At 64.5% G+C, this 19,103-nt stretch carries 17 protein-coding genes; 14 read left to right on the top strand and 3 right to left on the bottom strand.

The window, feature by feature from the left end; translation table 11 throughout:
* Positions 1–74: 74 nt before the first annotated feature.
* The 8 genes from ribH to M1B34_RS24125 all read left to right on the top strand — a co-directional run bounded on the left by ribH (position 75) and on the right by M1B34_RS24125 (position 5,245).
* On the top strand, positions 75–551 hold the full coding sequence (gene ribH / locus M1B34_RS24160; RefSeq protein ID WP_095109665.1) for a 6,7-dimethyl-8-ribityllumazine synthase: 477 nt from the start codon (positions 75–77) through the stop codon (positions 549–551).
* Positions 548–1,048 carry a transcription antitermination factor NusB gene (gene nusB / locus M1B34_RS24155; protein WP_123334595.1) on the top strand — a complete coding sequence of 167 codons (501 nt, stop codon included), beginning with the start codon at positions 548–550 and terminating at the stop codon, positions 1,046–1,048. The genes ribH and nusB overlap by 4 nt, the downstream gene beginning before the upstream one ends.
* A gap of 18 nt (positions 1,049–1,066) precedes the next feature.
* Positions 1,067–2,032, top strand: coding sequence for a thiamine-phosphate kinase (gene thiL, locus M1B34_RS24150; protein ID WP_268266407.1), 966 nt, complete (start codon positions 1,067–1,069; stop codon positions 2,030–2,032).
* Positions 2,029–2,532 carry a phosphatidylglycerophosphatase A family protein gene (locus M1B34_RS24145; RefSeq protein ID WP_123334599.1) on the top strand — a complete coding sequence of 168 codons (504 nt, stop codon included), beginning with the start codon at positions 2,029–2,031 and terminating at the stop codon, positions 2,530–2,532. The genes thiL and M1B34_RS24145 overlap by 4 nt, the downstream gene beginning before the upstream one ends.
* A 10-nt stretch (positions 2,533–2,542) precedes the next feature.
* Entirely contained in the window at positions 2,543–3,301 is a 759-nt protein-coding gene (locus M1B34_RS24140; RefSeq protein WP_123334601.1) for a substrate-binding periplasmic protein, read from the top strand.
* Positions 3,302–3,414: 113 nt separating this feature from the next.
* Positions 3,415–4,032 carry a GTP cyclohydrolase II gene (gene ribA, locus M1B34_RS24135; RefSeq protein WP_123334603.1) on the top strand — a complete coding sequence of 206 codons (618 nt, stop codon included), beginning with the start codon at positions 3,415–3,417 and terminating at the stop codon, positions 4,030–4,032.
* Positions 4,029–4,448 carry an MFS transporter gene (locus M1B34_RS24130; protein WP_123334605.1) on the top strand — a complete coding sequence of 140 codons (420 nt, stop codon included), beginning with the start codon at positions 4,029–4,031 and terminating at the stop codon, positions 4,446–4,448. The genes ribA and M1B34_RS24130 overlap by 4 nt, the downstream gene beginning before the upstream one ends.
* Positions 4,448–5,245, top strand: coding sequence for a cobalamin-binding protein (locus tag M1B34_RS24125; RefSeq protein ID WP_268266406.1), 798 nt, complete (start codon positions 4,448–4,450; stop codon positions 5,243–5,245). Before M1B34_RS24130 ends, M1B34_RS24125 begins: the two co-directional genes overlap by 1 nt.
* 37 nt (positions 5,246–5,282) lie before the next feature.
* Here the strand turns inward: M1B34_RS24125 and dxs are convergent, their stop codons facing one another.
* The 3 genes from dxs to M1B34_RS24110 form a co-directional block, all read right to left on the bottom strand.
* The gene (gene dxs, locus M1B34_RS24120; RefSeq protein ID WP_123334609.1) at positions 5,283–7,181 is read right to left on the bottom strand and encodes a 1-deoxy-D-xylulose-5-phosphate synthase; all 1,899 of its coding nucleotides are present in this window, start codon (positions 7,179–7,181) and stop codon (positions 5,283–5,285) included.
* 110 nt (positions 7,182–7,291) lie between these two features.
* A complete protein-coding gene (gene ispA / locus M1B34_RS24115) occupies positions 7,292–8,179 on the bottom strand; it encodes a (2E,6E)-farnesyl diphosphate synthase (protein ID WP_268266405.1) in 888 nt (295 codons plus the stop codon).
* Positions 8,176–8,418, bottom strand: a complete 243-nt coding sequence (locus tag M1B34_RS24110; protein WP_022641260.1) for an exodeoxyribonuclease VII small subunit — start codon at positions 8,416–8,418, stop codon at positions 8,176–8,178. The genes ispA and M1B34_RS24110 overlap by 4 nt, the downstream gene beginning before the upstream one ends.
* 401 nt (positions 8,419–8,819) lie before the next feature.
* Here M1B34_RS24110 and M1B34_RS24105 point away from each other — a divergent pair, with 401 nt between their 5' ends.
* The 6 genes from M1B34_RS24105 to M1B34_RS24080 are packed head-to-tail and all read left to right on the top strand — an operon-like array spanning position 8,820 to position 19,046.
* Complete coding sequence (locus M1B34_RS24105; protein WP_123334613.1) at positions 8,820–9,611, top strand: YfaP family protein; 792 nt, start codon at positions 8,820–8,822, stop codon at positions 9,609–9,611.
* 37 nt (positions 9,612–9,648) lie between these two features.
* Entirely contained in the window at positions 9,649–11,361 is a 1,713-nt protein-coding gene (locus M1B34_RS24100; RefSeq protein WP_123334615.1) for a DUF2138 domain-containing protein, read from the top strand.
* Complete coding sequence (locus M1B34_RS24095; protein WP_425273539.1) at positions 11,346–12,005, top strand: DUF1175 domain-containing protein; 660 nt, start codon at positions 11,346–11,348, stop codon at positions 12,003–12,005. The genes M1B34_RS24100 and M1B34_RS24095 overlap by 16 nt, the downstream gene beginning before the upstream one ends.
* Complete coding sequence (locus tag M1B34_RS24090) at positions 12,002–16,579, top strand: alpha-2-macroglobulin family protein (RefSeq protein WP_268266403.1); 4,578 nt, start codon at positions 12,002–12,004, stop codon at positions 16,577–16,579. The genes M1B34_RS24095 and M1B34_RS24090 overlap by 4 nt, the downstream gene beginning before the upstream one ends.
* Position 16,580: 1 nt before the next feature.
* Complete coding sequence (locus M1B34_RS24085; protein WP_268266402.1) at positions 16,581–18,224, top strand: DUF2300 domain-containing protein; 1,644 nt, start codon at positions 16,581–16,583, stop codon at positions 18,222–18,224.
* A gap of 3 nt (positions 18,225–18,227) precedes the next feature.
* Positions 18,228–19,046, top strand: coding sequence for a YfaP family protein (locus M1B34_RS24080; RefSeq protein WP_268266401.1), 819 nt, complete (start codon positions 18,228–18,230; stop codon positions 19,044–19,046).
* Positions 19,047–19,103: the final 57 nt, after the last annotated feature.

Here is a 19,103-nt window from a genome sequence, read left to right as displayed (position 1 = left end):
CCTCTTGTTCGCGGTTAAAACATCACTGAGGGGCGCGTACTGAACGCGTCCCGGCTCTTTAAGAGATTTGTCGAATGACCCTGAAGACCATCGAAGGTACCTTCATCGCCCCCAAAGGCCGCTATGCCCTGGTGGTCGGCCGCTTCAACAGCTTCGTCGTCGAAAGCCTGGTCAGCGGCGCGGTTGACGCCCTGGTTCGCCACGGCGTGAGCGAAAGCGATATCACCCTCATCCGCGCACCTGGCGCCTTCGAGATTCCCCTGGTCGCGCAGAAAGTTGCACAGAAGGGTGAATACGCGGCGATCATCGCTCTGGGCGCAGTGATTCGCGGCGGCACCCCGCACTTCGAATACGTGGCTGGCGAATGCACCAAGGGCTTGGCCCAGGTGTCCATGGAGTTCGGCGTGCCAGTGGCCTTCGGCGTGCTGACCGTTGATTCGATCGAGCAAGCCATCGAGCGTTCCGGCACCAAGGCCGGCAACAAAGGCGCTGAAGCTGCCTTGTCCGCCCTGGAAATGGTCAGTCTGCTGGCGCAGTTGGAGGCCAAGTGATTAGCGACGATAGCGATCGTTTCAACCCGCGCGATCCGAAACCTGCGGACGCTGGCAAGCCATCCAAGAGCGCCAAGCGCCGCGAAGCCCGTCAGCTCGCGACTCAGGCGCTGTACCAATGGCACATGGCCAAGCACTCGCTGAACGAGATCGAAGCGCAGTTCCGGGTCGACAACGATTTCACCGACATCGACGGTGCCTACTTCCGTGAAATCCTGCACGGGGTTCCGGCCAGCAAAGACGAGATCGACAGCGCTCTCACGCCTTGCCTGGACATCACCATCGATGAGCTGGACCCGGTTGAGCTGGCGGTGTTGCGCCTGTCCACCTGGGAACTGCTCAAGCGCGTCGACGTGCCGTACCGCGTTGTGATCAACGAAGGTATCGAACTGGCCAAGGTCTTCGGTTCCACCGACGGTCACAAGTTCGTCAACGGCGTACTCGACAAGCTGGCCCCACGTCTGCGTGAAGCTGAAGTGAAGGCGTTCAAGCGCTGATTCGCGCTTGTGGCTGCCATGGGCGAGTTTGAGCTGATCCGTAACTTCTTCGCTGCCGCGCCTTGTGCGCAGGCCGGCGAGGGTGTTGCCCTGGGGATTGGCGACGACTGCGCCTTGCTGGCAGTGCCCCCTGGCGAGCAGTTGGCGATTTCCACCGACACCCTGGTGAGCGGTGTGCACTTCGCCGATCCCTGCGAGCCCTTTCTTTTAGGTCAACGCTCCCTGGCGGTGGCCGTCAGTGATCTGGCCGCCATGGGCGCCGCCCCGCTGGCCTTTACCCTTGCCCTGACCTTGCCGACGGTGGACGCCGATTGGCTGCAATCCTTTGCCCGTGGTTTGAATGCCATGGCGCAAGATTGCGGCGTGCGTTTGATTGGCGGCGACACCACGCGCGGCCCCCTGGCCTTGACCCTGACCGTGTTGGGTCGGGTGCCGGTTGGCCAGGCCCTGGTCCGCAGCGGTGCCCGGCCGGGGGATTTGCTCTGTGTCGGCGGTGAGCTGGGCAACGGCGCGGGCGCCCTGCCGCTGGTGCTGGGGCAACGCAGCGCCGAGCCGGCGATCGCTGAGCCGCTGCTGGCTCATTACTGGTCGCCCCAACCCCAGCTTGGCCTGGGGCAGGCACTGCGGGGCAAGGCCACTTCGGCCCTGGATATCTCCGATGGCCTGCTGGCCGATTGTGGGCACATCGCCAAAGCCTCGGCCGTGGGTCTGCAGATCGACAGTCAGCGCTTGCCGATGTCCCCGGCGCTGGTGAGTTTTCTCGGCGAGGCCGGAGCACGGGTCGCGGCCTTGAGCGGCGGTGACGACTACGTGCTGGCCTTCACCCTGCCACCTGCCGAATTGGCGCCCTTGCTGGCCGAAGGCTGGCCGGTGCATGTGGTGGGGCGGGTGGTCAGCGGGGAGGGCGTGACGCTGCTGGACGCCAGTGGGCAAGACATCACCCCGAGTCTGCGGGGCTATCAACATTTTCGGGAGACACCGTGACAGATCATCCCAAACAGGTTCCGGCTGAGTTCGTGCCGCCGTCGGTCTGGCGTAATCCCTGGCATTTCCTGGCCTTCGGCTTTGGCTCCGGCACCTTGCCCAAGGCGCCGGGCACCTGGGGGTCGCTGGTTGCACTACCCTTTATTCCGTTGTGGCAGATGCTGCCGGATTGGGGCTACTGGCTGATGCTTGGCATCACCATGCTGTTCGGCTTCTGGCTGTGCGGCAAGGTGGCCAATGACCTGCGGGTCCATGACCACGAAGGCATCGTCTGGGATGAAATGGTCGGTATGTGGATCACCCTCTGGCTGGTGCCGGAAGGCTGGTACTGGTTGCTCGCCGGGTTCCTGATGTTCCGCTTCTTCGACATTCTCAAGCCCTGGCCAATCCGCTGGATCGACCGGCATGTGCACGGCGGTGTCGGCATCATGCTCGATGATGTGCTGGCCGGGGTGTTTGCCTGGTTGGCGATGCAGGGGCTGGTGTGGTGTTTTACCTGAGGGATTGAACATGGGGTTCAGCCGCGCTCTGGTGCTGTTGCTCTGTTTCTGCGGGTATAGCGTGGCCTGGGCTGGCGAGTCACCGGCGTCGCTCGGGCCCATTCGCCTGGCCAGTGAGGAATGGGACGACTACACCGAAGCCAACGGCCAGGGCCTGGCGTGGGACATCCTGCGGGAAGTGTTCGAGCCGCAAGGGATCAAGCTGGACATCCGCAGCGTGCCCTACACCCGCTCGGTGGGGCTGGTGCAGCGGGCCGAGGTGGATGCCCAGGTCGGGGCTTATCGTGGCGAGTCGGTGGGCCTGCTTTACCCTCGCTGGAATTACGACACCGACCATATCTACTCCCTGGGGCTGGCGAGCAATCCGCCCCTGACCCAGGACAACCTCGGTGCTTACCGGCTGGTCTGGGTGCGCGGCTACAAGTATCAGGATTACTTGCCCAATGTCCGGCGCTTCAATGAGATTCGCCGGCGTATCGGCATTCTGCCGATGCTGATGTACAACCGCGCCGACTACTACATCGATGCCTTGACCGAGGTGAATTACGTGCTCGGCCAGGCTGAAGACCCTTCGCGCTTCCGGCTCAGCCATCTGGCCGAATTGCCGCTGTACCTGGGCTTTACCGACAACGAGCGTGGTCGCGCCTTGCTCGCGGTGTTTGATCGACGCATGGAAGAGTTGGTCAAAAACGGCCACCTGCGGCCGATTTTCCAGCATTGGAAGCAGCCTTACCCCTTTGAATCCGGGCGAGCGGTGTTGACCCCTTGATCAAACTTATCGATCTTTATCTCCGATAATTCAGCCTAAGCGTCTGTCGAAAGCTGCTGTTACAATGCCGCCTCTGCGAATCTCCAGTCCCAATACAGATCAGGAGCACAACGGTGCCCGTCGTTTTTGTTGCCGCTTCCAAGTTGCCCACCCCTTTTGCGCAATTCACCATGCATGGCTTTCTCGATGAAGCCACCGGCCGTGAGCACGTGGTGCTCAGCCTGGGTGATGTCGCCGATGGTGCCCCGGTACTCGGCCGGTTGCACTCTGAATGCCTGACCGGCGATGCCCTGTTCAGCCAGCGTTGCGACTGCGGCTCGCAACTGGAAGCCGCCCTGCGGGCCATCGCCCGTGAAGGCCGTGGCGTGCTGTTGTACCTGCGCCAGGAAGGCCGTGGCATTGGCTTGCTGAACAAGATCCGCGCCTACGAACTGCAGGACGGCGGTGCCGATACCGTTGAGGCCAACGAGCGCCTGGGCTTTGCTGCTGACCAGCGTGACTACGCCATGTGTCTGCCGATGCTGGAGCACTTGGGCGTCACCTCCCTGCGCCTGATGACCAACAACCCGCGCAAGGTCAAAGCCCTGACCGAGATGGGCATTCAGGTGGCCGAGCGGGTGCCGTTGCACACCGGGCATAACCCCCATAACAAGCTCTACCTGGCCACCAAGGCCAGCAAGCTCGACCACATGATGGGCAACGAGCACCAGGGCGAGGTCGACCGCGCGTGACCCGCGGCCAAGTGCGGCGGCGCCTGGCCGTCAGCTGGTGGCAGTACCTGGCGCTGGCCTTGCTGCCGCTGTTCGTGATCAATGCACTGTTTGGTCAAGGCGAAGCCCTGTTGCCAGTGTTGGCCATGCCGTTCTTTATCGCTGGCGTGGCCTCGATGTTTGTCAGTTTGCGGTTCTTTAGTGGCTACAAGCACGCCCTGATCGCCACCCAGAAAGCCCTGGACACCCCGGAAGAACCCGCCGCCTGGATCGAGCTGGCCGCGCGCCGTCGCCTGGCCTTGCTGGTGGCCGCATTGCCGGCGTGGGTTGGCACCTTGGCGGTCTTCGTCGGCCTGGAAGCCGTGCCGCTGTTTCTTCTGGCACTGTCCACCACGGTGCTGTTCTACCTCTACCGTATTCCACGCCAGCTCGGCTGATGCGCTGCTGGCTGGCGCTCCTGCTGCTGGTCCTGTGTGGCCCGGCTTTGGCAGTGGAGCGGGTGGTCAGCCTGGCCCCTTCGCTGTCGGAAATCGTCGTCGAACTGGGGGCCAGTGAGCTGCTGGTGGGGGTGCTGGATGCCGGCGAACGCCCTCCCGAGTTGCAAGACCTGCCGTCCGTGGGCCGCTATGGCCAATTGGATGTGGAGCGTCTGCTCAGCCTCAAACCCGACCTGTTACTGCTCTGGCCTGCCAGTGTTGGCCCGGCCCAGCGTGAGCAGTTGGCTCGCCTGGGCATTGCCACCTACGTTGCTGAACCCCACAGCCTTGCGCAGCTCACCCGGCAGATTGCCGAGATCGGCGAGCGCCTGGGCCGGCCCGAAGCGGGGCATAAGCTGGCGGCGCAACTGGATGCGCGGCTTGCTGAGTTGCGCCAGCGCTATCAGCGCCCGTCCCCCTTGCCGGTGTTCTATCAGGTCTGGGATCGGCCGCTGTACACCATTGGTGGCCAGCAGATCATCAGCGATGCCTTGAGTGTGTGCGGCGCACGTAACGTGTTTGCCGACCAGGCACTGCCGGCGCCCCAGGTCAGTATCGAAGCGGTGTTGGCGCGCAATCCCCAGGCCATCCTTGCCACCCGCCAGGCACAGCTGGACGCCTGGAAAGCCTGGCCGCAGATCGCGGCGGTGGCTCAGGGGCGGTTGTTAAGGGTGATGGATAACGGCCTGGAGCGGCCCAGCGCACAGATGGTCGCGGCGACCGCCGCACTGTGTGCCTTGATTGCACCGCAACGCTGATCGCCCCCGCGCCAGGGGGCGAACGCTGCGGCGGCTATCAGTGCCCCAGCAGTTGCAGGCGCTGACGCACCGAGGCTTCGATCCCGGCAGCGTCCAGGCCGCACTCGGCGAGCATCTGTGCCGGTTTGGCGTGCTCGACGTAAGCATCGGGCAGGCCCAGGTGCAGGATCGACTTGAGGATGTTTTCCTGGGCCAGGAACTCGCTGACCGCGCCGCCGGCGCCACCCATGATGGCGTTCTCTTCGACGGTCACCAGCAGTTCGTGGCTGCCGGCGATCTCGCGGACCAGGGCTTCATCCAGGGGTTTGACGAAACGCATGTCGACCACCGTGGCGTCCAGCTTCTCGGCCACATGCAGGGCTTCGGCCAATTGCACGCCAAACACCAGCAAAGCGACCTGTTTGCCCTGGCGACGGATCACACCCTTGCCGATCTCGATCGGTTCCAGGTCTTTGTCGATCGGCGCGTTGGGGCCGTTGCCCCGTGGGTAGCGCACAGCCGCCGGGCCGTTGTACAGATGGCCGGTGCTGAGCATCTTGCGCAACTCGTTCTCGTCGCTCGGGGTCATCACCAGCATGCCGGGGATGCAGCGCAGGTAAGAAAGGTCGAAACTGCCGGCGTGGGTCGGGCCGTCTTCGCCCACCAGGCCGGCACGGTCAATGGCGAACAGTACGTCGAGGTTCTGCACCGCGACGTCGTGGACCAGTTGGTCGTAGCCACGCTGGAGGAAGGTCGAATAGATCGCCACCACTGGCTTGGCGCCTTCGCAGGCCATGCCGGCCGCGAGGGTCACCGCGTGTTGTTCGGCAATCGCCACGTCAAAGTAGCGCAGCGGGAAGCGCTCGCTGAAGGCCACCAGGTCGGAGCCTTCCTTCATCGCCGGGGTGATGCCCACCAGGCGCGGGTCGGCGGCGGCCATGTCGCACAGCCATTCGCCAAATACGCCGGAGTACTTCGGCCCGCCGGCTTTCTTCGGCGCAGCGGCCGGAGCGTCCAGGGGTTCCAGCTTGGTGATGGCGTGGTAGCCGATCGGGTCGACTTCCGCCGGGGCGAAACCTTTGCCTTTCTTGGTCACCACGTGCAGGAATTGCGGCCCCTTGAGGTCACGCATGTTGCGCAGAGTGGCGATCAGGGTCGGCAGGTCGTGGCCGTCGATGGGGCCGATGTAGTTCCAGCCCAGTTCTTCGAACAGGGTGCCGGGGACCAGCATGCCCTTGGCGTATTCTTCGGTGCGGCGGGCGATTTCCCAGGCGCCGGGCAGGCGCGACAGGACCTTCTTGCTGCCCTCGCGCATGCTGGCGTAGGTGCGGCTGGAGAGGATCTTGGCCAGGTAGTTGGACAGCCCGCCGACATTGCGCGAGATCGACATGTCGTTGTCGTTGAGGATCACCAGCATGTTGGCGTCCACTTCCGGCGCATGGTTCAGCGCCTCGAAGGCCATGCCGGCGGTCAGCGCGCCATCACCGATCACCGCAATCGCCTTGCGCTCGCTGCCTTGCAGGCGGGCGGCAATGGCCATGCCCAGGGCGGCGCTGATGGAGGTGCTGGAGTGGCCGACGCCAAAGGTGTCGTACTCGCTTTCGGAGCGTCGCGGAAAGGCGGCCAGGCCATCCTTCTGGCGCAGGCTGGCCATGCGTTCGCGGCGTCCGGTGAGGATCTTGTGCGGATAAGCCTGATGACCCACGTCCCACACCAGCCGGTCGTCCGGGGTGTCGAAGACGTAATGCAGGGCGATGGTCAGCTCGATGACTCCGAGGCCGGCCCCGAAATGCCCGCCGGTCTGACCGACCGTGTAGAGCAATTCCAGGCGCAACTCATCGGCCAGGGTTTCCAGCTCGGCTTCACCTAACCGGCGCAGGCCGTCCGGCGTGTTGGCGCGGTCGAGCAGGGGCGTGGTCGGGCGTTTGCGGGGAATCTCATGAAACGTCGTGGGCATCAGGCGAATCGTTATAGGTATAGAAGAGGCGGCAGTTTACCTTAAGCATCGCAAGCTGCCCACGCGGAGCGCCGAACTTGGCCGATATGCAGCCTGTGCAGCGCGGCCTTTCAGTTACGGCGTTCGACGATATAACGCGCCAGCTCGCGCAACGGCTCGGCCGCCGCGTCAAAGGGTCGCAGGGCATGCAGTGCCTGGTCCCGCAGCTCCAGGGCGTAGGCCTTGGCCGCTTCGAGCCCGAGCAGGGCCGGGTAGGTCGGTTTGTCACGGGCGATGTCGGCGCCCTGGCGTTTGCCCAGGGTGGCGGTATCGCTTTCCACATCGAGGATGTCGTCCTGCACTTGGAACGCCAGGCCGATGGCCTGGGCGTAGGTCTGCAAGGACTTGAGTTCGTCTTTCTGCGCCACACCGCTGGCCAGGGCGCCGAGCTTGACGCTGGCCTCGATCAGCGCGCCGGTCTTGTGCCGGTGCATGTACTCCAGGGCCTTTTGGTCCAGCTTGAGGCCCACTGAGCCGAGGTCGATGGCCTGGCCGCCGACCATGCCTGCCGGGCCTGCCGCCAGCGCCAGGGCGCTGACCATCTGCAGGCGGATCTCGCTGCTGGCCTGGCTCAGGTTCGGGTCCAGCAGGGCACTGAAGGCCAGGCTCTGCAAACCGTCGCCGGCGAGGATCGCGCAGGCTTCATCGAAGGCTTTGTGGGTGGTGGGCTGGCCGCGACGCAGGTCGTCATCGTCCATGGCTGGCAAATCGTCGTGGACCAGGGAATAGGCGTGGATCAGCTCCACCGCGCAGGCCGCGCCGTTGGCTTGCTCGGGCTTGCCGCCCAGGGCCTCGCAGGCGGCGTAGGCCAGCAATGGACGCACGCGCTTGCCGCCATTCATCACGCTGTAGCGCATGGCTTCATAAAGGCGGGCGAGTTCGGGGCTTGGAGCGATGAACAGGGATTGCAGGGCGGCGTCGACGCGGGCCTGACTGCTGGCCTGATAGGCGGCAATCATTCTGGCTGTTCCGCATCGAAAGGTTGCTCCGCCAGTTCGCCATCGCGCTCCAGCAGGACCTGCACTTTCTGCTCGGCCTGGGCCAGGGCGGCCTGGCAGTCACGGGTCAGGCCGATGCCTTGTTCAAAGGCGGTCAACGAGTCTTCCAGCGACAGCTCGCCGTTCTCCAGGCGCTCGACCAGGGTTTGCAGGTCGGCGAGGGATTGTTCGAAATCTAAGGCAGCTTTTTTGCGGGCCATGGCGGCTATCCCGGTTGACGTTAAACCGGCGCGACACTAGCAGACAGAGGGTTTTGGGGCAAATGAGAAGCGCTTGCTGGCGCCTACCTGCCAGCACTCTTCGTGGGCTGATTCAAGCCTGAATCCGGGACGTTTGATGGGGCTTGGCAAGACTCACTCTGCGCAAGCGATGGTGACGGGATTCCGGGTCGGTGATGTCGCCGTAATGGCACGTGTGGCGGGGTTTTCAGGGCATTGCCGATTCCCTCGCAAAATCCCCTTTCGCCAATTGTGTAACAGACGCCAAGTCGCTAATCTGCCGCCTTTCCAGGGCCCACTGTCGCTGGGCTCTTTTCTGAATCTTTGCAGCTGCGCCGCGGACCTGGCGCCAGGGTTTTCCCATGCATGGCAGGACGCAGTACATGCGCGCTCTATCCTCCCTTCTGCTGGCCCTGGGCGTGGCCGCGACGGCGTTCGCCGAGCCTTCCGCCGAACTGCAGGAACCCCTGGCCGGCTGGCGTTATTCCGGGTTGCTGGACCGCAGCGAAAACCCGCAAGTGGCCTACCCGACGCCACCCATCGACCGTGGCATCCAGCGCAATCGCACCATGATAGAAGGCCAGCTCAAGGCCATCGGGCACTTGCGCCAGCCCCACAGCCTGTCGGTGAACGGTAATCCGCTGAACCTGTACACCGATGAGCAAGGGCGTTTCGGTCGCCCCTATGCCTTTGGTGCCGGCTCCAACAGCGTTGAAGTGCGCAGCTCCGAGGGCAAGTCCCTCAAGCGTGTGCAGTTCTATGAAGCCAACGACTCCAAGACTCCGGCGCGTATCCGCGTGGTGCTGGGCTGGGACGACCCCAAGGCGGAACTGGACATGCACATCATTACGCCCGACGGGCAGCATGCATTCTTCGGCCACCCGGGCCTGACCAATGGCGGTGGCCTCGACCCGGATGGCGTCGACGGCCCCGGCCCGGAAATGTTCACCATGACCGCGCCCCTGCACGGCACCTACCTGATTTACGTCAACTACTGGGGCAACTTCGGCAGTGGCGGCTATAACTTCGAGGCGGGCAGTAACCAGAACGAGATGATCACGTCGCAGATCAACCTGGTGCTCAACGAAAACACCGTCAACGAAAAACGCGAGACCTTTATTGTTCCGATGCGCGCCATTGGCGACCTGTTGCTGGTCAAGTCTTTCACCTATTGAACATCCCGCTCCACGGATGAATTGGGCTTTGTGAATCATGAGCGAAAACACTGCATCCCCGTCGGCCGGCGTGCCCGGCACAGAACAACCCGGCAAGCCGCGGCGCTGGCCGGCCCTGGTCATGGGCCTGTGCCTGGTGGCCGCGGTCGCCAGCGGCCTGGGTTGCAAGCCCAAGGCGCCGGTGGCGGAACTGGCCGGTGACAAGCTGGGCCTGAGCCGGCCCGACGGCCTGCTGGAAACCCACTCCCTGACCCAATTGCCCAAGGACCTGCTGGCAGTGCCGTTCCTCAAGGAAACGCTGACCGAGGACTTCGTTTTCTATTACGAAACCCACGCGGATCGCCTGGGCCTGATCGGCAGCCTGCGACGAATCATCTACGAGCATGACCTGAAGCTGCAGGACAGCCTGATCGAGCAGCTCTTCGACCAGCCGGCGGACGTGGCCCTGTGGCGCGGCGCCGACGGTCGCCTGAAAGACTTCCTGCTGGTGATGGACCGCGGCGGCCTGGCCAAGCTGTTGGAGCCCCTGGCCAAAGCGGCCCTGGACGACACCCAGTTGAGCAAGCTGGCGGACCTGAAAGTTTCCGGCGATGAAGTGGCGCTGTACCAGCTCAATTACAACGCCAGCCGTTCGCTGGCGTTCGCTTCCTACGGCGACAAGCTGGTGGTGCTGTCCAACCCGACCAAGCTCTACGACCCGGCCAGTGGCCCCAGTGATGAGCCGGGCAGTGTTTCCACCACCGCCCTGGAGGCCTTGCTCAAGGGCGACAAACTCTTCCCTGAAGCCTTTGGCCTGGAAGCGCGCAAGCCCGAGGTTCAGCAGCGCCTGACGGTCAACGCCAGTGTCCTGGCCATGGGGTACCAACGGTTTATCCCGAACTTCTCCGGCCTGCGCTTCGACATGGACGACAAGGGCTGGCACAGCTATCTGGCCATGGATGAGCTGGAAGACCAGCCGGACTTTGACTTCAAGCCGATCTGGCAAGCCATGCCCATGGGCGCCAGCGCCTGCGTGGCACTGCCCCTGGCCGCCGAGCAGCAACAACCGCTGCTGGTGAAACTGGGCGCCGACGCCTCGATTGCCAAGGCCCTGACCGAGCAGATGGCCGGTGCCGCCGGCCTCTGCTGGTACGCCGACTCGCGGCTGTACACGCCGCTGCTGGTGGCCAGCCTGAAAGATCAGGACAACGCCAAGCTCGACGCTGAACTGGGCAAGCTGTTCGGCTCCATGGTCGGTTCGCTGGAAGGCAAGGTGCCCGAGAAGGTGTTCCCGGTGACCGAGCAGCAGAACGGCGACAGCCATCAGTGGCAGCGCCAGGTCAGCTCCAATTTTGGCCAGTACCCAGCCGACCAGGCCAAGGATCCGCAGGCGATTACCGGCCGTGCCTTTATGCAGGTGAGCCTGGCCCGCCATGGCTCCACCCTGTTGTTCTCCCTCGACGACAAACTGGTGGGCAAGGCCCTGGGCACCCTGGACAAGCGTTTCCCGCCCCTGGCTGACGTGGTACCCAAGGACGTGCTGATGCCGGTGTACCTGGGCCCGGACTCCCTGGCCCAACTGATGCAGCAGGAAACCTTCGACAGCCTGCCCCAGGACATGGAGCCGGTGTTCAACAACGCCGCGCAAACCTACCTGGTGCCCAAGCTGCGCAAGCTCGGTGGCTACGGCAAGTACGCCCTGACCCTGCCGGAGGGCAGCGAGCCCAATGGCCATTGGCAATGGCTGCCCCTGCAATGGCGCGCATTGTGAGTGCATGGCGCAACCGCCTCGGCAGCCTCGGCCTGTTGGCCCTGCTGCTGAGCAATGCCGTGGGCGCGACCCAGGTTTCGTCGCTGGACGTGCAGCAGTCCCAGGTGTTCCGTGCCTGGTTCGTGCGCATTGCCCAGGAGCAACTGAGCCAAGGCCCGAGCCCGCGCTGGTACCAGCAGGACTGTGCGGGCTTGGTGCGCTTTGCAGCCAATGAAGCGCTCAAGGTCCACGACAACAAATGGCTGCGGGCCAATGGCCTGTCCAACCGCTACCTGCCGCCGGAACTGCAATTGAGCGAAGGCCAGCGTCGCCTGGCCCAGCAGTGGCAGCAGGGCGGCGGCAAGGTCGGGCCCTACGTCAACGCCATCAAGCTGATCCAGTTCAACAGCCAGTTGGTGAGCCGCGACCTGGGTCAGGCGCGCCCCGGCGACTTGCTGTTCTTCGACCAGGGTGACGACCAGCACCTGATGATCTGGATGGGCCGCAACATCGCCTATCACACCGGCACCACTACCCCCACCGACAACGGCATGCGCTCGGCTAGCGTGCAGCAACTGATGACATGGAAGGACACCCGATGGATACCCGACTCAGCCAACCCCAACTTCATCGGCATCTATCGACTGAACTTCCTCACCCAATGAGCGAATCCCGTATGTCCCGTTTTCTGTTTCGCCTGACTGTGCTCCTGACCCTGGTGCTGCCGGTGTCGCTCGCCAACGCCGAAGACACGGTGCGGCCGAGCGATTACACGCCGCTTTCCGGTGAGAGCTTCTTCCTCCTGGCCGACAGCAGCTTCGCCAGTGACGAGCAGGCCATGGTGCGCCTGGAAGCCCCGGGCCGGGATTACCGGCGGTTTCGCATGGAGCCCTATGGCGGTGCGGATATCCGCGTGTATCGGATCAACCAGCCCTTGGATTTCCTCAAGCGCCAGAAGAACCTGCACCGGGTGGTCAGTGACGGTCAGTTCAAGGGCGAGGGCCTGTCCAACACCCTGTCGTACCTGTGGGACAACTGGTACCGCAAATCCCGTCGGGTGATGCAGCGAGCGTTCTCCTACGAGTCGCGCAAGCAAGTCATCGACGAAGTCCCCGAGCTGCGCATGGGCAACTCCATGCTGGCGCCGACGCCTTATGACACGCATCCGCAGTTCGCCTTGATGCCGGGCCTGCCGCTGGTCACCCAGTTCCGTTACCCGCTGTGGCAGGCCCGGCCGATCCAGCCGCCCGAGGGCGTGAACCTGGCCGGTTCGTCCAGCGAGTTTGTCAGCGTTTCCCCAGGCAACGTCTACATCCCCCTGGGCAATCTCAAGCCGGGCCTGTACCTGGTGGAGGCGCTGGTCGGCAAGTACCGCGCCACCACCATGGTCTTCGTTTCCAACACCGTGGCGGTGAGCAAGATTGCCGGTGACGAGTTGCTAGTGTGGGCCGCGCGCAAACACGAAGGCAGCTCGGTGCCCAAGGTCAATGTGCTGTGGACCGACGGCCTCGGCGTGATGAGCAGCGGCGCCACGGACGCTGAGGGCCTGCTGCGCCTCAAGCACGTCAGCCCGGAACGATCCTACGTGATCGGTGAAGACGAGGAGGGCGGGGTCTTCGTTTCCGAGAACTTCTATTACGACAGTGAAATCTACGACACCAAGCTCTATGCCTTTACCGACCGGCCGCTGTACCGGCCGGGGGATTGGGTGTCGCTGAAGATCGTCGGTCGCGAGTTCAAGAACGCCCGGGATTCGGTGCAGCCTGGCGCCGCGGCGGTCAATGTCAGTGTGCTCGATGCCACGGGCACCGCCTTGCAGACCCTGGCCCTGAACCTGGATTCCAAGGCCGGTACCCAGGCGCGTTTCCAGTTGCCGGAAAATGCCGTGGCCGGTGGTTACGAACTGCGTTTCAGCTACAAGGATCAGGTCTACAGCAGCGCCTTCCGCGTTGCCGAGTACATCAAGCCGCACTTTGAAATTTCCCTGGCCCTGGCCAAGCAGGACTTCAAGACCAACGAGCCGGTCAAGGGCAGCCTGGTGCTGCTGTACCCGGACGGCAAGCCGGTGGCCAACGCCAAGCTGCAACTGAGCCTGCGGGCCCAGCAACTGTCCATGGTGGATAACGAGCTGCAATACATGGGGCAGTTCCCGGTGGAGCTGACCAGCACTGAACTGACCACCGACGCCAAGGGCAGTGCGACCCTGGATTTGCCTGCGGCAGACAAGCCCAGCCGCTACATGCTTACGGTCTTTGCCAGCGACGGCGCGGCCTACCGGGTCAAGACCACCAAGGAAATCCTGATCGAGCGCGGCGCTGCCAGCTTCAGCCTGAAAGCCCCGCAACGCTTCAGTGCGGTGGGCGACAAGGTGCAATTCAGCTACGCCAATGAAAATACCAGCGAGCAAGCCAAGACCCTCAAGCCCAACCGCTACGGCTGGGTACGCCTGGAAGACCAGAGCACCGGCGAAGGCAAGCTGGCGGCCGGCGACAGCGGGTTCAGCCTGGCCTTCGAGCGTCCGGGGACTTACAACCTGACCCTCAAGGACGAGCATGACCGGGTATTGGGCGGCACCAGCCACTCGGTCACCGGTGACGGAGTCAAGGCGGTGCCGGGCACCGTGGAAATCGTCCTCGACAAGCAGGAGTACAAGGCCGGTGACGAAGCCCTGGCGCTGATCACTTTCCCTGAACCGGTGAGCGATGCCTTGCTGTCCCTGGAACGGGACAAGGTCGAGGCCACCGCGCTGCTGTCCAAAGGCGGCGACTGGCTGAAAGTCGAGGCCCTGAGCCCCACCCAATACCGCGTGCGGGTGCCGGTCAAAGACAGCTTCGCGCCGAACCTGACCTTCTCCGTGCTGTACACCAAGGGCGGCGAATACAGCTTCCAGAATGCTGGCATCAAGGTGGTCACGCCGCAGATCGATGTGGCCATCGCCACCGACAAGGACAGCTACCAGCCGGGCGAAACGGTGATCGTGGACCTGTCCACGCAGTTCGCCGGCAAGCCGATCCCGGCCCATTTGACGGTCAGCGTGGTGGACGAAATGGTCTACGCCCTGCAACCGGAAGTGGCCCCGAGCATCGATCAGTTCTTCTATCACCCACGGCGCAACAACGTGCGCACCAGCGCCAGCCTGTCGTTCATCAGCTACGACGTGGCCCTGCCGGGCAGCCCGACGGCCCCGGGCAAGGCCAACCGTAGCGAGCGCGGGGTCAAGGTGCTGGAGCGTCCGCGACGTGAAGAGGTGGACACCGCCGCCTGGCAGCCGGAGTTGTTGACCGATGCCAGTGGCAAGGTCCGTTTCAGCTTCCGCATGCCCGACTCCCTGACCCGCTGGCGCATCACCGCGCGGGCGATTGCCGACGCCGGCCAAGTGGGGCAGAAGAAACAGTTCGTCCGCTCCGACAAGGCTTTGTACCTGAAGTGGAGTGGCCCAACGCGCTTCCGCTCGGGCGACAAGCCGGACCTTGGTGTCTTTGCGTTCAGCCAGTCGGAGAAGGAGGTCAAGGCCGAACTGGTGATCCATTACGCCGGTGAAACCCAGCGCCTGCCCCTGACCCTGAAGCAGGGCATCAACTATGTGGCCTTGCCTGCCATCACCCTGGGCAACGGTGAGTGGACGGCCGAGTTGGTGCAGGGCGGTAAGGCCGTGGATGCCCTGGCCGTGCGCCTGGCCACCCAGGGTGCCGGCTGGCAGACCGTGCAGACCGAGCGCCTGGACGTGGTCACGGGCGACACGCCGCTGGGCCTGCCGGCCGATGCCGCGGACATTCACCTGCACCTGGACGACAGCCCGCAAGCGCTGTTCCGTTCGGCCCTGGACGATTTGCTCGAATACCCTTACGGCGGTGTCGAGCAGACGGCCAGCCAGTTGTTGCCGCTGAGCGTGGCGTATCCGGCCTTGGCCAATACTCCGCAAGTGCGCGATCGTCTGCGCTTGATGATGCAGAACAGCCGCCTGCGCCTGGTGCAGATGGCCGGCCCCGAGGCGGCCTTTACCTGGTGGGGCGAAGACGCCGAACCGGACGCCTTCCTCACCGCCTACGCCTATTACGCCGACTGGAATGCCAGCAAGGTATTGGACCTGAACCTGCCGCCGGAGCATTGGCAGCGGGTGCTGGAGGTCTACGCCAAGCAGGCTGGCAACACGCCGCTGTTGCAGCGTGCGCTGATCCTGTCGTTTGCCCGGGAAATGAAACTGCCGATCAACACCTTGGTCAGCGGTTTGATGGATGACCTGGCCAAGGCCGGTGAGGGCCGAGATGCCGACGTGCAGGACGATGGCGGCGCCAGCCTGGTGATGGAAGATCCGGATTCGGCCCTCGGCCTGGCCAGTGCCCGAGTGCTCGCGGCGGCCCTGGCGCGGGACGCCAAGGTCACGCCGCCGGTGGCCTTTGTTCGTCAATTGGACGCCGCACAGCAGCGCCTCGACGTCAGTTCGCAGCCTTTCGTCCAGGCCTTGAGCCTGTCCCTGAAACCTTTTGATCAAGGTACTGCTCGGGCCTTGTTGCAGCGGTTGCTGCCGTCGCAATCGACCCTGGAGCGGGCCCTGGCCCTGACCTGGTTGCAACACAGCATTGCCCAGGCCGCGCCGGCCGCGACCTTGAGTCCTGGGGCGGGTTGGCAGGCGCAGCAGGGCGCCAGCGGTGAAACCTCCTGGGTCTGGCAGGGGCCGCAGGTGCCCAGCGTGCTGACCTTGGCCAATGCCCCGGAGCGTCCGTTGCAGGCGTCCCTGAGCTACCTCAGCAAGCAAGCGCCAGCGACGCCGCTGCCGGTGACCATCAGCCGTCGCCTGCTGCGCCTGGTGCCGGGGGATGAGGCCTTCACCTTCAAGCTGGAAGCCGTGGGCAATAAGCCGATCGCCAGCGATGGCCTGTACCTGGACGAGGTGATCATCGCCAACCGTGGGGCGCGGGGCTTGGCGTACGGCATGCTCGAAGTGCCGCTGCCGCCGGGCGCCGATGTCGAGCGCACCACCTGGGGCATCAAGTTGGCCGGGCCGGCCGGTGCCGAAGCGGCATCCCTGGAGAAAGCGCGCTTCGAGCCGGGCCAGATGGCTTACGCCGTACCGCTGGACAGCCTCAACCCGAACGGTGAAGTGCGCCTGCGGCACCTGATCCGCTTCTCGCAGAAGGGGCAGTTCAACCTGCCTGCGGCGCGTTTCTTCCAGGTCTATGCCCCAGAGCATCAGGCCCTGGAGCAGCCGTCAGCGCTGGGCCAGGTCACGGTCAAATAACATGACGCGGCGTTTGGCCTGGTTGTGGTTGTGCTTGATCCCGGTGCTGGCAACAGCCCAGGACGAGCCGCTGCGCCTGGCCTGGCAAAGCGGCCAGGGCAGCGAGCTGGTGCAACTGGGCACGACCCAGGTACTGGCCCGCGAGCCCTTGCCGACCGACCTGCAAACCCCGCTGGGCAGTGTGTGGAAACTCTTCGTCTATGCCTGGCTGGTGGACACCGGCGCCCATGAGCCGGCCTACGACTGCCTGGGCCATAGCAAGGAAGAAGTCTACTGCTGCACCGTGGGCGGCAGCATCGCCCGCGACCAGGCGCTGGTGCGCTCCTGCGGCCTGTACTTCGAACCCCGGCGCTTGAACCTTCAAGCGGCCGACTGGCGCCACTACTGGCAGACGCGCCAGGCCCCTGAGTGGTTGCTGAACCTTGAGCAATTGCAGCCGCAAACCCGGGTGCCGGTGCACGAGCTGTTGCGCATGCTGGCGCTGATGCCGGCCCAGGATCAGGCGCGCCGGGTGCTGCTGGACGTGGTGCTCAATGCCGCAGACGGCAGGCTGGTCGGCGCCCTCGGTGGGCGCTTGCGGGTCAAGACCTGGAGCTGGCTGGGGGATCAGGACGTGCAATCGCGCCAGGGCGGTTTTGCCGGCTGGCTGGTGGACGGCACGCCGCTCTGGGCGGGCGGCCGGGGCACCAGCCAGCGAGTGCTGAAGGACCATGTCGAGGCCCTCGCCAGCCTGTTGCCGACCAACCCGTCTGTGGATAAAGGGCGCTGCGTGGAAGTCAGTCTGTTCGCCCGCTACCCGCTGCAACGCCTGACACAACAGGGCCGGGCGGTGCCAGCCGGTGCCTTGCAAGGCGATTACCGGGTTGAGTTTGCCAATGGCAACCAGCTGGATATCCACAGCGCCGGTGAGTTGTTCCTGCTGCAGGAGGCGGGAGCGTCGCGCCTGGTGGCCCGCCTGGACCGGGAGGAATACGTCGCCCGGGTCTTGCAGCGTGAAGCCAGCAGCGAGCCGGTCGAGGCGGCCAAGGCCCTGGCCGTGGCCATCCGCACCTACCTGCTGCAGAACGCTGGGCGCCGTGGCGAATGCCTGAGCATCGACGACAGCAGCGGCCGGCAACGGGTCGCCCCACGCCCGGCCACTGCGGACGCCCGGCGCATCGCCGCCTGGACCAGCGACCTGGTGCTGGCGGGTACTCAAGTCACTTATCACTCTGATCTGAGCGCCCCGGACAAGCTCTCTTGGCAGCAGGCGGTGGAACAGGCCCAAGCCGGCCAGCGCTACGACAGCATCCTGCTGCATGCCTACCCGCGCGCCAGCCTCAGCCGCTGGGACAATCCGGTGGCATCCTGCGAGCCGCTGCCGGCGGCCCAGGACTGGCTGCAAAAGCAACGTCCGCGCTGGCGCCAGCCGCTGCAAAACGAAGTCGGCTACAACGAAGTCAGCCAATTCGCCGTGTGCCGCCTGGCCTTCGGCCGGCCCTATGTGGACCGCGAACGCCAGCGCATCTATGTGCGCGGCGTGCTGTCGCTGCAGGACCGCCTGGACCTGACCCACGAATACCTGCACCTGGCCTTTGAAGCCCACCCCAACGGCCAGGATGAAACCTACATCGAAGGGCTTGCCCGCCACCTTTTACTGGAATAGGCCATGAAATTTCCTGCTCCCCCGGTCCTCCTGTTCCTCTGTGGACTGTTCAGCCTGCCATCGGCCCTGGCCGACAGCGGTATTCGACTCGACACCCCCAAGGGCGGTTGGCGCAGCGGCTCGGCCGATGGCGAGCAGTTCACCCAGACCGTCAACTACCCGGCCTCATCGGTCAACACCCCCCAGGGCCAGGCCGACACCGCGCGCATTAGCGGGCAGATCAAAGCTGCGCCCAAGGATGCACGGGAGCCCGGCAAGCTGATCGTCAACGGCATCAGCATGCCGCTGAAAATCGACAGTGCCGGTGGCTTCGATCGGCCGTTCTCCTTCCCCAATGGCAGCAACAGCGTGGAAGTGCGCAGCCCTGACGGCCAACAGCGCAAGCGCGTGCAGTTCCTCAACAGCGGCGGCGGAGCCACGCCGCCGAAGCTGCGCGTGCTGCTGTCCTGGGACAGCGACAACACCGACCTCGACCTGCACCTGATCACCCCGGACGGCGCCCATGTCTGGTACGGCGACCGGGTGGTGCCCAATGGTGCGACCCTGGACGTGGACGTGACCACCGGCTACGGCCCGGAAATCGCCGCCATGCCCGCGCCGCTCAAGGGCCAGTACCTGGTCTATGTGAACTACTACGGCGGCGGTTACCGCAGTGATGACGACGAGGAGGGCGGCCAGAGCAACGCGGTGCAAGCCCTGACCACCGCCCAAGTCACCGTCATCACCGAAGAAGGCACGCCGAGCGAAAAGATCGAATCCTTCATCGTTCCCATGCGCGCCCCGGGCGAGCTGACGTTGGTGAAGACCTTTAGCTACCCGTAAGGGCGTGGGTTCGCGTTTATGCGGCGGTGGCCCATCAACGCAGCGGTTTAAAGCGCG

Origin of the sequence: Pseudomonas morbosilactucae, from assembly GCF_023241715.1 — a bacterium.
GTDB classification, from domain to species: Bacteria; Pseudomonadota; Gammaproteobacteria; order Pseudomonadales; family Pseudomonadaceae; genus Aquipseudomonas; species Aquipseudomonas morbosilactucae.
Note: the sequence above shows the minus strand (reverse complement) of the source record. Positions and strands in the feature narration are given on the sequence as shown.

Bases quoted from the DNA above. Each gene is read 5' to 3' on its own strand.
- M1B34_RS24090 (WP_268266403.1), top strand. From the start codon at position 12,002: ATGAGCGAATCCCGTATGTCCCGTTTTCTGTTTCGCCTGACTGTGCTC.
- M1B34_RS24105 (WP_123334613.1), top strand. From the start codon at position 8,820: ATGCGCGCTCTATCCTCCCTTCTGCTGGCCCTGGGCGTGGCCGCGACG.
- M1B34_RS24080 (WP_268266401.1), top strand. From the start codon at position 18,228: ATGAAATTTCCTGCTCCCCCGGTCCTCCTGTTCCTCTGTGGACTGTTC.
- M1B34_RS24085 (WP_268266402.1), top strand. From the start codon at position 16,581: ATGACGCGGCGTTTGGCCTGGTTGTGGTTGTGCTTGATCCCGGTGCTG.
- ispA (WP_268266405.1), bottom strand. From the start codon at position 8,179: ATGATTGCCGCCTATCAGGCCAGCAGTCAGGCCCGCGTCGACGCCGCC.
- dxs (WP_123334609.1), bottom strand. From the start codon at position 7,181: ATGCCCACGACGTTTCATGAGATTCCCCGCAAACGCCCGACCACGCCC.
- ribH (WP_095109665.1), top strand. From the start codon at position 75: ATGACCCTGAAGACCATCGAAGGTACCTTCATCGCCCCCAAAGGCCGC.
- M1B34_RS24140 (WP_123334601.1), top strand. From the start codon at position 2,543: ATGGGGTTCAGCCGCGCTCTGGTGCTGTTGCTCTGTTTCTGCGGGTAT.
- M1B34_RS24095 (WP_425273539.1), top strand. From the start codon at position 11,346: ATGGCGCGCATTGTGAGTGCATGGCGCAACCGCCTCGGCAGCCTCGGC.
- thiL (WP_268266407.1), top strand. From the start codon at position 1,067: ATGGGCGAGTTTGAGCTGATCCGTAACTTCTTCGCTGCCGCGCCTTGT.
- M1B34_RS24110 (WP_022641260.1), bottom strand. From the start codon at position 8,418: ATGGCCCGCAAAAAAGCTGCCTTAGATTTCGAACAATCCCTCGCCGAC.
- M1B34_RS24125 (WP_268266406.1), top strand. From the start codon at position 4,448: ATGCGCTGCTGGCTGGCGCTCCTGCTGCTGGTCCTGTGTGGCCCGGCT.
- M1B34_RS24100 (WP_123334615.1), top strand. From the start codon at position 9,649: ATGAGCGAAAACACTGCATCCCCGTCGGCCGGCGTGCCCGGCACAGAA.